Source organism: Pedobacter steynii, assembly GCF_900103665.1.
Taxonomy (GTDB): domain Bacteria; phylum Bacteroidota; class Bacteroidia; order Sphingobacteriales; family Sphingobacteriaceae; genus Pedobacter; species Pedobacter steynii.
Window position 1 is genome coordinate 235,537 of sequence record NZ_FNGY01000007.1, and the last position, 18,328, is coordinate 253,864.

General features: G+C 47.5%; 1 protein-coding gene. It reads right to left on the minus strand.

The annotated features are described in order from the left end of the window. Nucleotides 1–25: 25 nt before the first annotated feature. A complete protein-coding gene (locus BLQ87_RS20340; RefSeq protein WP_074610436.1) occupies nucleotides 26–18,274 on the minus strand; it encodes a non-ribosomal peptide synthetase in 18,249 nt (6,082 codons plus the stop codon). Nucleotides 18,275–18,328 lie beyond the last annotated feature (54 nt).

Sequence of the window (18,328 nt, forward strand, 5' to 3'; positions counted from 1 at the left end):
CGCCAAAGCGCAGGCCATCAGTTTCCTATTTTTTAAATTGTTGAAAATGACGCATCAGCTTCGCGGCCAATACATGTACATTGGCATTGCCTACCAGGGAATCATGATCTCCGGGTACGGTAATCGATTTTACATTCCGGGCATATGCGGTCCAGCCGAGTTCAGGTTCTTCATGGACCTCTTCCCATTTGGTATCTACTGCTTTTACAATCAATAGTTCCGCATTAACCTGAACCCGATCCTGAACCTTATCCTGATTCTTTTCTTGATCCTGACTCCGGTCTTGATCCTGAATCCTATTCTGATCGCTAACCTGATCATTGAAATCATATTTCAGAAAACCATTGCTGATCACCAGGTTCAAAATCCGCAGCATAAATGCAGCGTAAGCCCCTTTACTGCCCATATGTTTCATCACGAGCGCAGCAATCACCGGCATAATGCTTTCCCTGTCAGAAAGAGAAAGCGCAGCTTTCATTTCCCAAACCCATTCCGGATAAGGTTCCTTAAGGAAAGCGCCCAGCTCAAAGACCAGCATGGCCAGCTTAAACAAGGTTTCTCCCTGGTTTTCATTTTCATGGAAAGAGCTGTCGGTACTTGTATCTTTATCGAGGATCACGCCTGTTTCCACTACTTCTCCCGCAGCTTCGAGCTGTTTGGTCATTTCATACAAAACAATCCCACCCAGAGAGTGACCGATAAAGCGGTAAGGTCCCTTAGGCTGCACCTCTTTAATCCAGCGGATGTTAAGGGCAGCGATTTCAGCGATATCCTGCAAAGGACTCTCCCCTTCCAATACACCCGGCATCTGCAATCCGTATAAAATACAGCTCTCCTGCAGGGCGAGTCCAAGGGCACTATAAACCTCCGTAACTCCGGAAGCACCAGGCAACATAAATACAGGGAATAAAACAGGGCCGTCGTTTAGCGGAATCAGATGCTCACTAACAGAAAGAGGCAGTTCATCCAGACTTCCTTCATCCGGACTCCCTGCAGCTGCACTTTCCAGACGTTCCGTAATCACCGCAGCCAGGGCATCAATGGTTGGATAATTGAAAATATCCCGAACTTGTACTTTGACGCCAATTTCCTTCCTGATCACAGAGATCAGCCCGATCACTAAAAGAGAAAGTCCGCCGAGTTCAAAGAAATCATCATACATTCCAATTTTAGGAACCTCCAGCATCTCCTGCCAGATCACTGCCAGCTGTGCTTCCAGAGGCGTTCTTGCTGCTACATAAGCAGTAACAAGCATAGCTTTAGCATCAGGATCAGGCAATCCTTTCCTATCGATTTTACCGTTGGAAGTCAGCGGGAACTGATCCATGGTGATAAAGAAAGAAGGAATCATATATTCCGGCAATACGCCTTTCAGCCAGTTCAGCATTTCCTCCTTTTGGTAACCGGATTTGACACATAGGTAAGCTACCAGACGCTTATTTCCGTTCGGATCGTCTTTTACCACCACCACGGTTTCCGCCACAGTTTCATATTGCTGCAACACATTTTCCACCTCTCCAAGTTCAATCCGGAACCCACGGACTTTCACCTGATCGTCCATCCGGCCCAGGTATTCCAGGTTCCCATCCGGCAACCAGCGACCAAAATCACCGGTCCGGTATAACCGTCCTTCCTTACGGAAAGGATCAGGAACAAATTTCTGGGCAGTCAGGTCGGGACGGTTTAAATATCCTCTGGAAACCCCGATTCCGGCTACACAAACCTCACCAACCACGCCCAGGGGACAAAGGTCGAGTGATGGATCAAGCACATAAACCTGCAAATTCTGGATCGGCTTACCCACCGGAATATTGATTTCTTCCGGGGCCGACCGCATCACATAATGACAAATATCATCCGATGCTTCTGTAGGTCCGTAAGCATTAACCACAGGAATCGCTCCGTAAAACGGATGCCCAAACCAATCTTTTAATACGGTCTGGCTCACCGCTTCTCCGGTAACGAGCAGATATTCCAGTTTTCCTGGTTTGACGGCAATATTTCCCCGCAGCAAAGCAGCGAGATAAGAAGGCACGAGTTCGAGTATCGTCACTTCATCTTCCACAAGTGCTTCGAGCAAGGCCACCGGTTCTAACAACAGTTCTGCAGAATAGATCACTGTACGGCCACCAGCGAGCAGCGCAGAAAACATCTGCCACACAGAAATATCGAAGGTATAGGACGCAGTAAACGCCACCGCTGTCGATTCATTTAAGCCGAGGTCATTGACCTTCGCATAAAGGTGGTTTAGCATACCCGCATGTTCTACCATTACCCCTTTAGGTTGCCCGGTAGAGCCTGAAGTATAAATGACATAGGCCAAATGCCCCGGATCTGCAATTTCAGGACTAACATCAACCGTATTTCTGTTGATCGTTACGGTATCAACCATTACGAAAGGAACAGTTGTGATTTCTCCGAGTCTATGGCTCATTCCGGTGCTCGTAACAATCAGCTTTGCATCGGTATCATTAAGGATGTAGTTGATCCTTTCTGCCGGATAAGCAGTATCCAATGGCACATAAGCCGCTCCGGCTTTCAAGATTCCCAGAATGGCGATCATCATTTCCGGACTACGTTCCAGGTAGACAGGAACCAGCACATCCGGCCCTGCTCCTTTCTCCAGGAGGTAACCAGCAAGGCTCTCGGATTGCTCATCCAGCTCTTTATACGTCCATTGTTTATGCTCAAAAACGATCGCGGGAGCTTCAGGACGAAGCATGGCCTGCTCGCGGAACAATCCTACCAGTGTGCGGTCCTGAGGATAAGGCACAACATTGCTGTTAAAGGTGAACAGCAATTGTTCTTTTTCTGCAGGGGTCAGGAGATCGATCTCTGTCCAGCTTTGCACATTTTCTTCTGCCAGCTGCAACAAGACTTGTTTGAAATGCCCCATCATCATGTCTACCGCAGCCGCTTCAAGAATCTCATCGTTATAGACAAAGAGCAAATTGATTTCTGCGCCGGTGATGACATTGATGGTCAAAGGATAATTGGTTTGGGGATGAACCACAGCATCGCTTACTTCCAGTGCGGCACCGCTTTGCATGTCTTCTTCGCTAACGGGATAATTCTGGAAAACAATAGAAGTATCAAAAAGATCGCCCCTTACGGTAGTCAACCTTTGAATATCGTTTAGCGTAGTGTATTGATATTCTCTGCTGTCTAGTTGTCCTTGTTGCAAGGTCTGTAACCACTCGGCAATATTTACCGTCTGATCCAGCTGGATGTATAAAGGAAGGGTATTGATGTACATTCCCACCTTTCTTTCAATGCCAGGAAGGTCTTCAGGGCGACCGGAAACCGTTACCCCGAAAATGATGTCTTTCCTTCCGGTATAACGGTACAAAAGATAAGCCCATACCCCTTGCATCACAGAATTGACGGTCAGGTGTTGTGCTTTCGCATAGTCGGAAACCAATCCGGTTAACCTTGCATCCAGCTGGATGATTCCTTCCTTCATCCCGATTCCACGGGTCCGGTCGGCAATTGCAGTTACAAAAGGCAACAGACAGCCTTCTTCTACTTTGGCCAGATATTGACGCCAGTAGGCAGCAATAGCGTATTTGTCCTGTTTTTCCAGGTAACGGATGTAATCTTCGTAGCGGTCTACCGCTTGTAGTTCCACCGTTTTACCCGCCGATAAAGCCTCATAATTAGCGATCATTTCTCCAAGAAGCACAGGTACCGACCAGCCATCGAGCAGGATATGATGGAAACTCCACAATAAACGGTAACGATCATCCGTCAGCCTGATCAGACACACCCGCATCAGCGGCGCCTTGTTCAGGTCAAAACCACGGTTGCGGTCGGCCTGCTCATAAGCAGCAAGTGCCAGCTCTTTTTCTTCGGCAGATTTGCTGCGATAATCGAGCAAAGTAAACGGCAGAACGGCTTCTTTATACACACATTGCACGGGTATAGCGAACACTTCGTGTTGAAATCCGGTTCTTAAAATGCTATGGTTTTTCAGGATCAGCTCCCAGCTCCGGATAAAAGCATCGGTCTGCAGGGATAACAAATCACAGGAGAACTGTTCCGTAAAAGCCCCCTGTTCGTTGTACAGGTTGTGGAACAACATGCCTTCCTGCAAACCTCCCAAACGATAAATCCCCTCCAGTTGTTCGCGGCGCGGACTGCCATCAACTTCTTCTTCCATAAAGCGGTCCAGCTCTTCCAGCGTAACGTCTTTTGCCAATCCGTAATCGGAAGGATTGAGGATCAGGCTTTGCTGTTCTTTACAATGTTGAATCAAAGTGCCCAGGTATTCCAGATACAACAGGGATAGACGTTCTATCGTAGAGGCCTCGTAATGTTTTTTACTATAGGTCCAGTCGAGGATAAGTTCCCCTCCCTGGATCATGGTATTTAAAGCCAGCTTATCTGATACCGGATAATCTGCTCCAACATTATCTCCTGCCTGTTCCACTGCCATCCCAATGACGCCTTTTTCGGCAACCATGTTGTCCAGTTGTCCGAGGTAATTGAACAAAATGTTCCATGGCTCGATCTTTTGCAGGCTTTGGTCTTTGTTCAGGTATTTTAGCACCCCATAGCCAATGCCTTTTTCCGGGATACTTCTCAATTGTTCTTTGATCAGTCTCAATTGATAACCCGGATCTTTCTCCGCTCCGATATTCAAAGACACAGGGTAAAGGTTGGTGAACCACCCTATCGTACGACTGGTATCTATACCGGCCTTAATGTCTTCCCGTCCATGTCCTTCCAATCCAACAGAAATACCGGGATGACCGGCCCATTCAGACAATGTCTGTGTTAAAGCACACAACAACACATCGTTGATTTCCGTACGGTAAGCTTGTGGCACCTCTTGTAGTAAGGCCTGGGTAGCCGACTTGTCCAGACGGCCAACGATGGTTCCGGTATCATTTACGGTTAACCTTTTAAAATAAACTTTGTCGGTAATTAAAGGGATGTAATTTCCTACTATGCCCGTCCAATAGCCATGTTGCTCTTGCAAAACTTCACTTTTTCCATATTCCAGAAGTGCCTGATGCCATTGGCGATAAGAAATACTTTTGCTGCCCAGCACAGATAATGCCGGAGCATCGGGTTGTGCGAGCATTAAGCTGAGGTCTTCCAGCAGAATCCGCCAGGAAACCCCATCCACAGCAAGGTGATGAACCACGAGTAATAAGCGGTTTTCCGGCTCTTTTCCTGGTGTCAGAAACAATACCGGACGGAAGATGATTCCTTTTTCAATATCCAGGTTGCGCTGAATCTGATCTCCATGTGATTTCAACTGATCGGCAAGCTTCTTTACAGGAATTTTCTGCAAGTCGACCAGCTCCAGTTTGCTGCTTTCTGCGCCATATTCCTGTTCCCAGCCCTCGCTGGTTTTTCGGTAAGTAAAGCGCAGGGCATCATGATAATTGCTCAATTGCTCAATAACCGCCGCCAAGATCTCTGGGCTGATCGTTTTTGAAACGTTTAAAAGTACATGCTGATTGAAATGAGAAACAGCAGGATTTTCCAGATCGAAATACCATTGCTGGATCGGTAGCAATCCACTCGTGCCAGTAAGGAAACCCGTTTCCGATTGAGACTGAACTGATTTTCTGGTCGCCAGTGCGGCCACCAGGCGGGCAATGGTCTGATGGGCAAAGAGGTCTCTTGGCTGGAATTCATAACCCGCACGTTTGGCCCTGCTGACCACTTGTATGGTAATGATGGAATCTCCACCGAGTTCAAAGAAATTATCGTGAATACCGACCTTTTCAATACGAAGCAAATCTGCCCAGATGCTGGCCAGGGCCAGTTCTGTTGCATTTCTTGGCGCTTCATACTGTTCGGTTAAACTTTCATTGGCATCTACCTCCGGCAGCAATTTCCGGTCTACTTTACCATTGCTGGTCAGCGGGAATTTTTCTAATGATACCCATAAAGCAGGAACCATATATTCCGGTAAACGTGCTTTCAGGAAGTCAATCAGCGCTTCCCGGTTGAAGTCCCCTTCGGGTATCAGGTAAGCAACGAGTTGTTTATGTCCGCGATGATCCGGACGGGCCAGTACTACGGCTTGTTTTACCAGATCACTTTGTTGTAATACATTTTCAATTTCGCCCAGCTCGATGCGGTAACCACGGATTTTCACCTGGTCATCGATACGGCCAAGGTATTCTATATTGCCATCCGGTAACCAGCGTGCAAGGTCTCCGCTTCGATACATTCTACCGTATCCTTCCTGATCATTAGAAACGCTCTGATCAAGAGCAACAGTATCATCAAAAGGAACGTCCTGAAGAAGGGAACCTGTATGCTCAAAACCAGCTTCCTGATCCGCCACAATTTTCCGGTTAAAAGCACTTTGATGACCAAAGACTATTTCCTTAAAGAAAGGATTTGGGACAAACTTTTCAGCCGTCAGCTCCGGGCGGCTTAAATAACCCCTTGCCAATCCTGCCCCACCGATACAAAGCTCTCCTGGAACACCAACCGGACTCAACTGGTTGGCGGCATTCAAAATATAGACCTGGGTATGGCTTACCGGAATTCCGATTGGCGGTACCAGTTCGCTGTTTTCTGCAAGCAGCTCATAACTGGTCGTCACCACACTGTTTTCCGTTGGCCCGTAATTGTTGACGATTTTATATCCTAATCCTTCCAGTGAAATCGCCGATAAACGGTCTCCACCGGCAAGCAGGTATTTTAAAGCCAAATCACGTCCCCTGCTTTCCGCTACAAATTCAGGAATCAGAACGGTAGATAAAAAGCTATGGGTCACTCCTGCCTGACTGTAATAATCAACCAATCCGGAAGGCGACAAACGCAGCTCATCATCAATGATATGCAAGCTTGCTCCGGCAACCAATGTTGGCCAGATTTCCCAGCCAAAAGCGTCGAAACCAATTCCTGCGGCAGCAGTACTTACACTTTGCTGATTCAGTTCATAACGTTCCAAATGCCAGCTCAGTAAATTAGAAAGACCGGCATGGGTAATCTCTACCCCTTTAGGCAAACCGGTAGAACCGGAAGTATAAATTACATAAACCAAATCAGACAAACTGATCAGTTGTTCCGGCGCAGTGACCGGATACTCTTCCGTTAACGACTCAAAATCAGCCGAATCCAGCACCTCCACATTTTCCGGAACCTGAAGGTCAAAAAGGATCTGATCCGTACTGATCAGTAAATCTGTTCCGCTATCCGAAAGCATATACAGAATTCGGTCTGCCGGATAACCCGGATCAATAGGCACATAAGCTCCACCTGCTTTCAGGATTGCCAACATACTAATGATCACTGTAGCAGATCTTTCCAGACATACGGCAACCAACACACCAGCACCTACCCCGCTATCGCGCAGGTAATGCGCCAGACGGGAAGATTGTTCGTCCAGTTCCTGATAGCTAAGCCGCTCATTTCCAAAAACAATTGCAGGATGTGCAGGCGATAAAACAGCTGCTTTAGCAAAACGCGCAACGACACCTTCCGAAGGCAGTGCCGAGATACTTTTTGCATTAAAATCGTGCAATAGTTCCTGCCTTGAAGCCGTGTTAAAAATATCCAGATCAGCAAATTTCAACCCTTCTGAACCTATCATTTGTTCCAGCACAGTAGAAAAATGACCGGCAATGGATTTCACATCTGCTGCCGATAACAGGCTGTTGTAATTGAAGTTCATGGCAATCTCCCTTCCGGCAACGATAATGATGCTGAGCGGATAATTGGTATGCTCTTCTGAGGATACATTTTCTACTTTTAATTTCCAGGGTTGTGCATCCAGTGTTTCACTAACGGGATAGTTTTCAAATACCATCAGCGTATCAAACAGATCGCCGGTAATGCCCGACAAGCGTTGGATCTCGCTAAGGCTGTTGTACTGATAGCCTCTGCTTTCGAGTTGTTCCGACTGAATCCGCTGAAGGCCTTTGGAAATGTCTTCAGACAGGCTGATCTTCCCATGAAATGGTAAAGTATTGATATACATACCCACCGCGGATTCTACGCCAGGAAGGTTTTCAGGCCTTCCGGATACCACAATACCAAAAGAAACATGGGTACGACCGTTATAGCGGTACAGCAGGTAAGACCAAACGCCCTGCATGAGCGTATTTACCGTTACCCTGTTTTGCTGGGCATAATTGGTTAAGCGGGAAGTAAATGCGGCATCAAAATGAACAATTTCATCGCCATATCCCCCATGCACCCGTGTCCGGTCTGAGCTGTTGCCGATAAAAGGCAGCAGGGTCGCATCTTCCAGTCCGCCGAGGTATTGTTTCCAATAAGCCCTGGCTTCTTCTTTATCCTGTCTTTCGATATAACGGATGTAGTCCTCATAACGGTCTTCCGGAAGTACAGGCAATGCTTTTCCATCGGATAGCTGCTCGTAATTGTTCAGCAAGCCCTCCATTAACGTCGGCATGGACCAACCGTCTAAAAGCAGGTGATGATGGCTCCATAAGAGGTAAAAACGATTTTCATCGAGTTTGACCAGGCCCATCCTCATTAAAGGAGCGGCCGTAAAATCAAATCCTTTTTTAAGGTCTTCCTCTTCGTAATAACGGATGTACCTTTTTTGTGCTTCCGGGTCCATATGACTGCAGTCCAGGATTTCAAAAGGAATGCTCACATTACGGTAAACACATTGTACCGGAATTTTAAACTCGTTATAATAAAAACCGCTGCGCAGGATGCTGTGGCGCTGTAACAACGCCTCCCAGCTTTGCTTAAAAACATCTGGATCGAGGCCAACAAGCTCACAGGTAAACTGTTTGCTGTAAGCACCCGCCTCCTCGTCGTATAAACTGTGGAACAACATACCTTCCTGCAGACCACTTAAACGGGACATGCTTTCCAGCTGCGAGCGTCGTGGCGTGCCCTGATATTCCGCATCGAGGAACTGATCGAGTTCCTCATTGCTGATTTCCTCCGCTAAATGATAATCTGAAGGGGTAAAAACAGGTTCAGCTACGGCAACACAATGGCTGATCAAATCTCTTAAATGAGCCAGGTAATTTTCTGCCAGAGTAGCCATGGCTTCAGGATTGAAATGACGCCTGCTGTAACTCCAGCTCATCTGCAATTCTCCGCCCTGAATCACACTGTTCACAGAAAGCAATTCCCTTACCGGATGTTCCGGGGCAAGAGACTTACCGGAAGATTCAAGTGCTGCAGAAAGTAAGGTATCTTCTGTTTCGGTCACGATGTTGTCCATCTGTCCGAGGTAATTGAACTCCACTTCCCATGGATCTTTGCCCTGCAATGCAGGTGCTTTGTCCAGGTATTTTAACACGCCATATCCAAGCCCGTTGTCCGGAACCTGACGCAATTGTTCTTTTAAATTCTTCAGTAAAGAAGCAGTATCTCCATCACCGGAAATGTCAAGTACGACAGGATATAAACTGGTAAACCAGCCTACCGTGCGACTGATATCTATCGCTCCGCCGATGTCTTCCCGGCCATGACCTTCCATACCGATCACTACCCGCGAATCTCCGTTCCATCCCGCTAAAGTTAAGGCCAGTGCAGACAGCAAGAGGTCGTTGATGACCGTATGATAAGCACGTGGTGCTTCCTGTAGCAGCTGACGGGTAAACACGGCATCGAGGCTAACCTCATGTTGTGCAATGTCTTTTTCTGTCAACACGCGTGTCCATCGGTACAGGGTTTTAAGTGTTCCTGCTGAAGCCTGCGCGGTAGCCCAGTAAGCAAGTTGCTCCTGCACTTTTTTGCGGTTACCATAATCCAGCAAAGCGGTATGCCACTGACGGTAAGAAGCAGTTTTATACGCAGGAAGTGAGGAACCGTTTAACAACAATTCCAGATCATCCAGGAGGATTCTCCAGGAAACCCCATCCACCGCAAGGTGATGAACCACCAGCAATAAACGGTTGTCTGCATCGGGAGTCAGGATCAGAACTGCCCTGAACACCAAACCTTTTTCCAGATCGAGACTGGCCTGCCAAACATCATTATGTGCTTCAATTGCTGCAGGCAATTCAGCTATTGCAAGTGCAGAGAAATCCGTCATTTCCAAAACAGCAGTATCACCGCCATATTGTTGCTCCCAGCCGTTTTCAACGGGAACATAACGGAAACCTAAAGCATCATGACTCGAAACAAGCTGACTGATCGCTGAAGCCAGTTTTTCCAGACTTAAGCTCTTCTTCACTTTAAGCAAAACAGACTGGTTATAATGAGACAAATCGGATGCATCAGATTCAAAATAATGTTGCTGGATTGGTAACAATCCACTCAATCCTTCCAGTTTACCCTGTTCTCCCGAGGCGGCACCTACCAACTCCGTTGATAAACGGGCAGATAAACCTGCGATCGTCTGATGCTGGAACAAATCCCTCGGCTGAAGGTTAAATCCTGCACGGCGCGCACGGCTCACCACCTGAATGGTGATGATCGAATCACCTCCCAATTCAAAGAAATTATCATAAATACCAACCTCTGGCAGGTGCAAGAGTTCTTGCCAGATTACGGCAAGCAATTGCTCCTGTTCGTTGCGCGGTGCCACGTAGTTATTGCTTTGCAAAGCCCCTTGTTCGGGTTCAGGTAAGTTCTTGCGGTCGATCTTGCCATTGCCGGTTAAAGGCAGCTGATCCATCGCTACAAACCAGCCTGGAACCATATATTCCGGCAGCTGGCTTTTCAGCCAGGCAACCGTTTGTTCTCTGTTAAATTCAGCTTCGCTCACTACGTAAGCCACGAGACGTTTATTCCCGCTTTCATCGGTTTTCACGACAACCGCAGCCTGAATGATACCTTCAGCCTGCTGAATCACCGTTTCAATCTCTCCAAGTTCAATCCGGAAACCACGGATTTTCACCTGGTCATCAATCCGGCCAAGGTATTCTATGGTACCATCCGAAAGCCAGCGGCCAAGGTCACCAGTCCGGTACATCCGGTTTTCCGGAGCTTCAAACGGGCAGGATACAAACCGGGAAGCCGTCAGGTCGGGACGGTTCAGGTAACCCCTTGCCACACCGATTCCGCTCACACAAATTTCTCCCGGAACACCTACCGGACACAATTGTCCGGAAGTAGAAAGCACATAGATCCGCATGTTCTGCACCGGTTTTCCGATCGGCACATTGATCCTTTCCGGGGCTTTAGACATGATATGGTGACAAATATCATCGGATGCTTCTGTAGGTCCGTAAGCGTTCACGACCGGAATTCTGCCATAGTCTTTATGGGCAAACCATTGTGCCAGTAAAGGTTGGCTTACTGCCTCACCGGTTACGAGTAAATAGCGTAACTGATGCAGCGTAGCCGCAATATTTTCCTGTAATACAGCAGTCAGGTACGAAGGAACAAGTTCCAGAATCGTAATCCTGTCACTCTCTACCGCTTCGATCAGCTGTGCAGGTTCCAGCAATTGTGCAGAAGAATAAATCACGGTGGTACCTCCGACCATTAAGGCAGAAAACAACTGCCATACTGAAATGTCAAAAGTATAAGATGCAGTAAAGGCAACTACCGTATTTTCATTGAGTTGCAGATCGTTGATCTTCGCATACAGGTGGTTCAACATCCCTGCATGTTCTATCATTACCCCTTTGGGTTTTCCGGTAGAACCGGAAGTATAAATCACATAAGCCAGATCAGCCGGTCCTGCGGGATGTACAGGAACACGGCTTCCCCAGGTCTGGATTTGTTCCCAGTCGGCATCGATTAGTACCGCATCCAGCTTAGCAAAAGCCTCATTTGAAGCTTTCAGTTCAGCGCTGGTTACAACAACTGTGGCCTGGGTATCTTCCAGCATAAAGCTGATCCGTTCTGCAGGATAAGCAGGGTCAATCGGCACATAGGCCGCGCCCGCTTTCATGATGCCCAAAATGGCTACCGCCATTTGTGCGGAACGTTCCAGACAAACCGGAACGAGACTGTCTGTGCCTACCCCTTTACTGCGCAAATAACGCGCAAGCTGATTGGCACTTTCGTCCAGGGATTTATAGGTATACACCTGATCTTCAAAAACAATGGCTTTCGCATCAGGACTTAGCAACACCTGTGTTTCAAAAAGACTGATGGCAGTTTCGGTATGCGGATAAGCAGTTTCTGTGGCATTGAACCCCTTAAATAATTGTGCCTGCTCTTCTGCTTTCAGCATGTCGATTTCGGCAAGGGTTCCGCTCTCCTGGACCAGCAACTGCTCCAACACCTGTTCAAAATGTCCTGAAATTAAGCGGACATAATCATCTTCCAGTAAAGTACTGTTGTAACTGAACAGGATTCCAATCTCTTCTGCAGCTGAGACAATAAGACTGAGCGGATAGTTCGTCTGTTCCTGTAAGGATGCGTTTTCCAGTTCCAGATGATCTGATGTACCTTCCACGACTTTACTCGCAGGATAGTTTTCATAGACGATGAGGCTGTCGAAAAGATCCCCTTCCACATTGGCGAAACGCTGGGTAACGTTCAATGGGGTATATTGATATTCCCGGCTTTGCAACTGGTTCATCTGTAACTCCTGTAACCATTGTACGATACCCGCTTCAGGATCTATAACGGTATACAGGGGTAAGGTATTGATGTACATTCCTACCGCCCGCTCTACTCCCGGAAGTGCTTCCGGACGACCAGAAACGGTAACGCCGAATACCACATCAGGGCGACCGGTATAGCGGTATAACAAATAAGCCCAGACGCCTTGAATAAGGGTATTTACCGTAACCCGGTGCCGTTGCGCAAAGCGGAAAAGCTGTGCAGAAATCCTGGCATCGATGATGACCGGCAATTCCCGGTAAAGCCCAAGGCCTTTGTTCCGGTTTACCGTAGTACTCACAAAAGGCAGTAAACAACCTTCATTAAGCCCTTTCAGGTAACTGCGCCAGTACAGTTCTTCCTCTTCCTTATCACGTCTTTCCGTATAACGGATATAATCTTCGTAGTTGTCTTTGGCCATCACCGGCAGGCTTTCTCCGGAGATCAATGTTTCATAAGCCAGCAATAATTTTTCCAGCAAGACCGGAATCGACCAGCCATCGAGTAACATGTGATGGAAGTTCCACAACATGCGGTGCCGCTGATCCGTCAAGCGGATCAGTGTGAGGTTCATCAGCGGCGCATTGGTAAAATCAAAACCTTTACGCTTGGCCTCAACTTCATACGCTTTAACGGCCTTTTGCTGATCGGCCTCTTCCATATCCCGGTAATCCAGCATCGTTAACGGCAAGGCTACTTCTGCATATACACATTGAAGCGGAATAGAGAAGCGGTCGTAATGAAAACTGCTCCTCAGGATACTGTGGTGTGTCAAAAGGTATTCCCAGCTTTGCAGGAATGCAGGCACATTCAGATCGGTGATATCGCCCATAAACTGCTCCACGTAAGCACCTGCTTCTTCGTCGTAGATGCTGTGAAACAACATTCCTTCCTGCAAACCACTGAGCCTGTAAATCCGTTCTACTCCTTTAGAGCGGGGAACGCCCTGATGTTCTTCCTTCAGAAAAGCATCCAGTTCATCAATGCTGATGATTCCGGTTAAGTTGAAATCTGCAGGCGTAAAAGAACCGGCAGTTCCAGAGCTGCAATGCGCAATGAGTGTTTCCAGGTAAAAGAGATAGCGATCAGATAAACCTTCCACCCCTTCCCTGCTAAAATGCAAATCAGAATACGTCCAGGTCAGGGTTAAGTTACCGCCCTGAATCACACTGTTGACTGATAATTTCTCCCTTACCGGAAATGCTTCATCAGCCGCGGCACCTGTATTTTCTCCTGCCTCATCCGATACATCTGCTCCATTTAATAAGGCCTCCGTTTCATTCAGCGTATGTCCTACCTGTCCGAGGTAATTGAAAATCAGGTCCCAGGGAGCCTTTCCTTCCAGTGTACTTTCTTTGTTCAGGTATTTTAACACGCCATATCCAAGTCCTTTATCCGGTACAGCGCGCAATTGCTCTTTAACCGCTTTCAGCTGATCACCAATCGACTGCCCTTCTTTTACTTCCAGAAGAACCGGGTACATGCTGGTAAACCAACCTATCGTCCTGCTGGTGTCCAGGCCTTCTAAAATATCTTCCCGGCCATGTCCTTCCAATCCGACAGACACCTTTGAATGCGCATTCCATTCCGAAAATGTCAGGGCCAGTGCACAAAGCAATACATCATTGATTTCTGTATGATAAGCCTTTGGCACTTCCTGCAACAGTTTCTTTGTGGATGCTGCGCTTAGACTGGCGGTATAATTTTGTGTATCTGCTACGGTCAATTGAACCGATGCTGTTTTCTCTGTTTTTAGCGGATGATATTCCTGCTGGCTTTTTTCCCAGTACGGCAGCTGGCTGAGCAAACGACGACGCTGTCCGTAGGTATTTAATGCGGTATGCCATTGTCTGTAAGAACTGCTTTTGGCACCGAGCACCATCGTGGCCGGCTGTTCAGGATGTTGTAACAACAGGCCCAGGTCTTCCAGCAGGATGCGCCAGGAAACCCCATCTATCACCAGGTGATGTCCGGCAAAGAAGAGCCGGTAATGGGCATCAGTTTCTGGTGTCTGGACTAATAACGCGCGGAAAACAATTCCTTGTTCCAGGTCCAGGCCCCGCTGTATGCGGTCGCAATGTGTTGCTATTTCTGCACTCAGCTGATCCGCGGGCACTTGCTGTAAATCTGCAAGCTCCAGTTCGGTCACTTCCGTACCATAATGTTGTTCCCATCCATGAAGTCCGGAGGAATAAGATAACCGCAGGGCATCGTGGTAATTGCTCAGTTCGGCAATCGCTGCGCGGAGCAGGGCGATGTCTGTGGTTTTATCGATGCTCAGCAATACCTGCTGGTTAAAATGGGAAGGATTTGGACCGGCATCTTCAAAGAACCATTGTTGTATTGGCAACAAACCTGCTGTTCCGGCCAACTGCCCTTGTTCTGCGGTCACCTCGGCACTTTTTCTGGCCATCAGCAATGCAGAGAGTTTTTCTATCGTCTGGTAGATAAATAGATCTTTAGGCTGTAATTCATAGCCGGCACGTTTGGCACGGCTCACCACCTGAATCGTGATGATGGAATCTCCACCCAATTCAAAAAAGTTATCGTAGATCCCTACCTGTGCGATGCCCAGCAAATCCTGCCAGATGGCAGTCAGCACCTGCTCTGTAGGATTACGCGGCGGGATATAAGCACTGGAGGAAACGAGTACATCTCCAGGCTCAGGTAAGGCGTTTTTATCGGTTTTTCCATTTTGAGTCAATGGCATTTCTTCCAGGGCTACCCATAAAGCAGGGACCATATAAGCCGGAAGTTTGTCTTTCAGATAGGAAATCAGCAGTTCTCTGTCGAACTCTTGAACAGGAACCACATAAGCGATCAGGCGTTTGTTCCCCTGAGGATCTGCTTTAGCCAGTACGACTACCTGTTTCAGTAAACCGCTTTGCTCCAGGACGTTTTCTATTTCACCAAGTTCAATGCGGTAACCACGGATTTTCACCTGATCATCGATCCGGCCAAGGAACTCAATGTTCCCTTCCGGCAGCCAGCGGCCAAGGTCGCCTGAACGGTATAAGCGCTCAGATTTCAGGAAAGGATGTTCAACGAAACGTTCTGCCGTCAGCTCCGGACGGTTCAGGTATCCACGGGATAAACCTGCGCCACCCAGATAAATTTCTCCACTCACGCCTATAGGAACAGGGTTTAAGCCTGCATCCAGAATGTATGCAGTACGGTAATCCAGCGGCCGGCCGATAGGAATATGCCCGGCATCAGCAATAGGATAAGTTAAAGAGAAAGTCGTGTTTTCGGTAGGCCCGTATCCGTTGACCAAGGCAATTTCCGGATAGGTTTTACGCATCCGGTATACATGTTCATCGGAAAGTTTTTCACCTCCCGCAAGGATCACAGCAAGTCCTTCAAACACGGTAATATCGGTATCGATTAGCTGGTTAAACCAACTAGAAGTAAACCACATTTTGGTTACCCCATGGCGGCGGATCTCTGCTTTCAGTAAAGCACTATCCAGCAGTTTATGCTCCGGACAAAGGATCAGTTGTCCGCCGTTCAGCAGCATCCCCCAGTATTCAAAGGTTGTTGCATCAAAAGAAGCAGAACCGGTAGATAGCAGGACATCCTGTTCGTTCAGGGAAACATAACTTACATTTTTTACAAGGCTAACCACATTTCGGTGTAACACCAATACCCCTTTAGGGATCCCGGTAGAACCGGAAGTATAAATCACATAAGCCAGGTTTTCATCTGTCAGCATGGTCTTCAGCGGACTTTTCGCATGGGCGGAGATTTCTTCCTGCGCTTCCTCAAACACCATCACTTCCACATGATCTGCGAGGTGTGACAATTTTGATTTGTTCTCCTGATCGGTGATGATCACGCTGGCGGCAATGTCATTTAAAATATAGCTGATCCTGGTTGCCGGATATTCCGGGTCAATGGGTACATAGGCCCCTCCTGCTTTCAGGATACCCAGAATACCCACCATCATTTCCAATGAACGGTTCATGAAAATGGGAACCAGGCTTTCTGTAGTTACGCCTTTAATCTGTAAATAATGTGCGAGTTGGTTGGCCTGCTCGTCCAGGTGTTTATAACTGATGGATTGCCCTTCAAAGAAAGCAGCCCTGGCATCAGGTGTTTTTTCTACCTGTGCGGTAAACTGTTCCACAATCGTACCTCCTTCCGGAAGAGAAAGACCGTTTGCAAGGGGAAGTCCAGCAGCAGGAGAAAGATCATCTGCGGGAGAAATGCCCTGCGCAATCTGATTAAAAGTATATAACAACTGATCTTGTTCCGCTGTACTGAGGAGCTGAAGCTCGCTGATCTTTGTTTCCGGATTGGCAATGATTGCAGATAACAATGTTTTAAAATGTACGATCATCCGGGAAATCGTTTCCTCCCGATAGAGTTCTGTGCAATATTCTACCGCAGCTACCAATCCTTTTGCCGTTTCACGCATGGTAAGCGTGAAATCAAATTGAATTTTGCTGTGTTCCATTGGTTCAGAAGAAAGCGCCACATCTTTCAGTTTCAGCTCTCCATCCTCCGGAATATTCAATAGAGAAAAGCAAACCTGGAATAAAGGATTCCGACTTAAATCGCGTTCCTTCACCACCGCATCCACAATTTTCTCTAAAGGCAGGTCCTGATGTTCGTAAGCACTAAGCGTGGTATCTTTTACCTGTTGCAACAATCCGATAAAATCAGGCTGAGCGGAAAGGTCAGTTCTTAATGCCAGCGTATTGACGAAAAAGCCGACCAGCCCTTCCAGTTCCTGTATCGTTCTTCCGGCAGTTGGCGTACCTACACAAATGTCGTCCTGACCGGTATACCGGTACAAAAGAACTTTAAAGGCTGTAAGCAAGGTCATAAATATGGTGGCATCTTGGCGGCGCGACAAAGCGTGCAACGCTTCCGATACCGCCTGATCCAGCTCAAATTCCAGCACGGCACCTTTGACACTTTGCATGGCCGGATGTGGAAAATCTGCCGGTAGATACAGGTTGGAGACCCCAGTCAGGTTATTTTTCCAGTAGTCCAGGTGTTGCTGCTGTACCGGAACCGAATAACGTTCCCTTTGCCAAAGCGCATAATCTGCATATTGCAGTTCAAGGACCGGAAGTTCGGGAGCCCTGTTTTCTAACAGGGCGTTGTAACATTCAATCAGTTCGTTGACAATGATGCCCGCCGACCAGCCGTCGGAAGCAATGTGGTGCATCGTAACCGACAACACAAACTCTTCCTCGCCAAGTATCAGGAGGTAGGCACGCAACATATGGTCTTTGGAAAGGTCAAAAGGCGCATCAGTCAGCTCCTTAACTCCGCTCCTCAAACTTTGCTCGTCTTTTCTGTAAATCAGGTCGTCGATCAGGTTCAGCTTCCAGCCATTTTCCGGCAGGATGCGCTGATAGGCCATTCCTCCCTCCTCTTCAATCACGGTGCGCAGGATCTCATGGCGGTTCACGATAGCCCTTAACGCAGATTCTAAGGCACTTTTATCCAGTTTCCCACGTAACCTCAGTACGGTGGGAATGTGGTAGGCTGTACTTCCTTCCAGCTGATCCAGGAACCAAAGGCGTTCCTGTCCGGAAGACAAAGGAATTCTGGTCACGCTTTCTCTTGGGAAAGGGGTGATCTTGTTATCATCACTAACAAGAGCGTTGTTTCCATGCTTTTTAAAGTAAGTGATGATGTATTCTTTTTTCAGCTTGAGTTCGTCCAGAAGACTGCTGTCTATCTTCTGGTCTTTGTGCATCTTAATCTTTAGCTTGTCTTCATCTAAAGAGATTTTGACACCCTGGTTATTGGCTTTATTTAACAGTTCTACTACGTCAATCAAATTAAAACTAGACATATTTATTTTTTTTATAGGTGAGGTTCTTGGTTTTATGTAGGTGAAGTTCTTCGT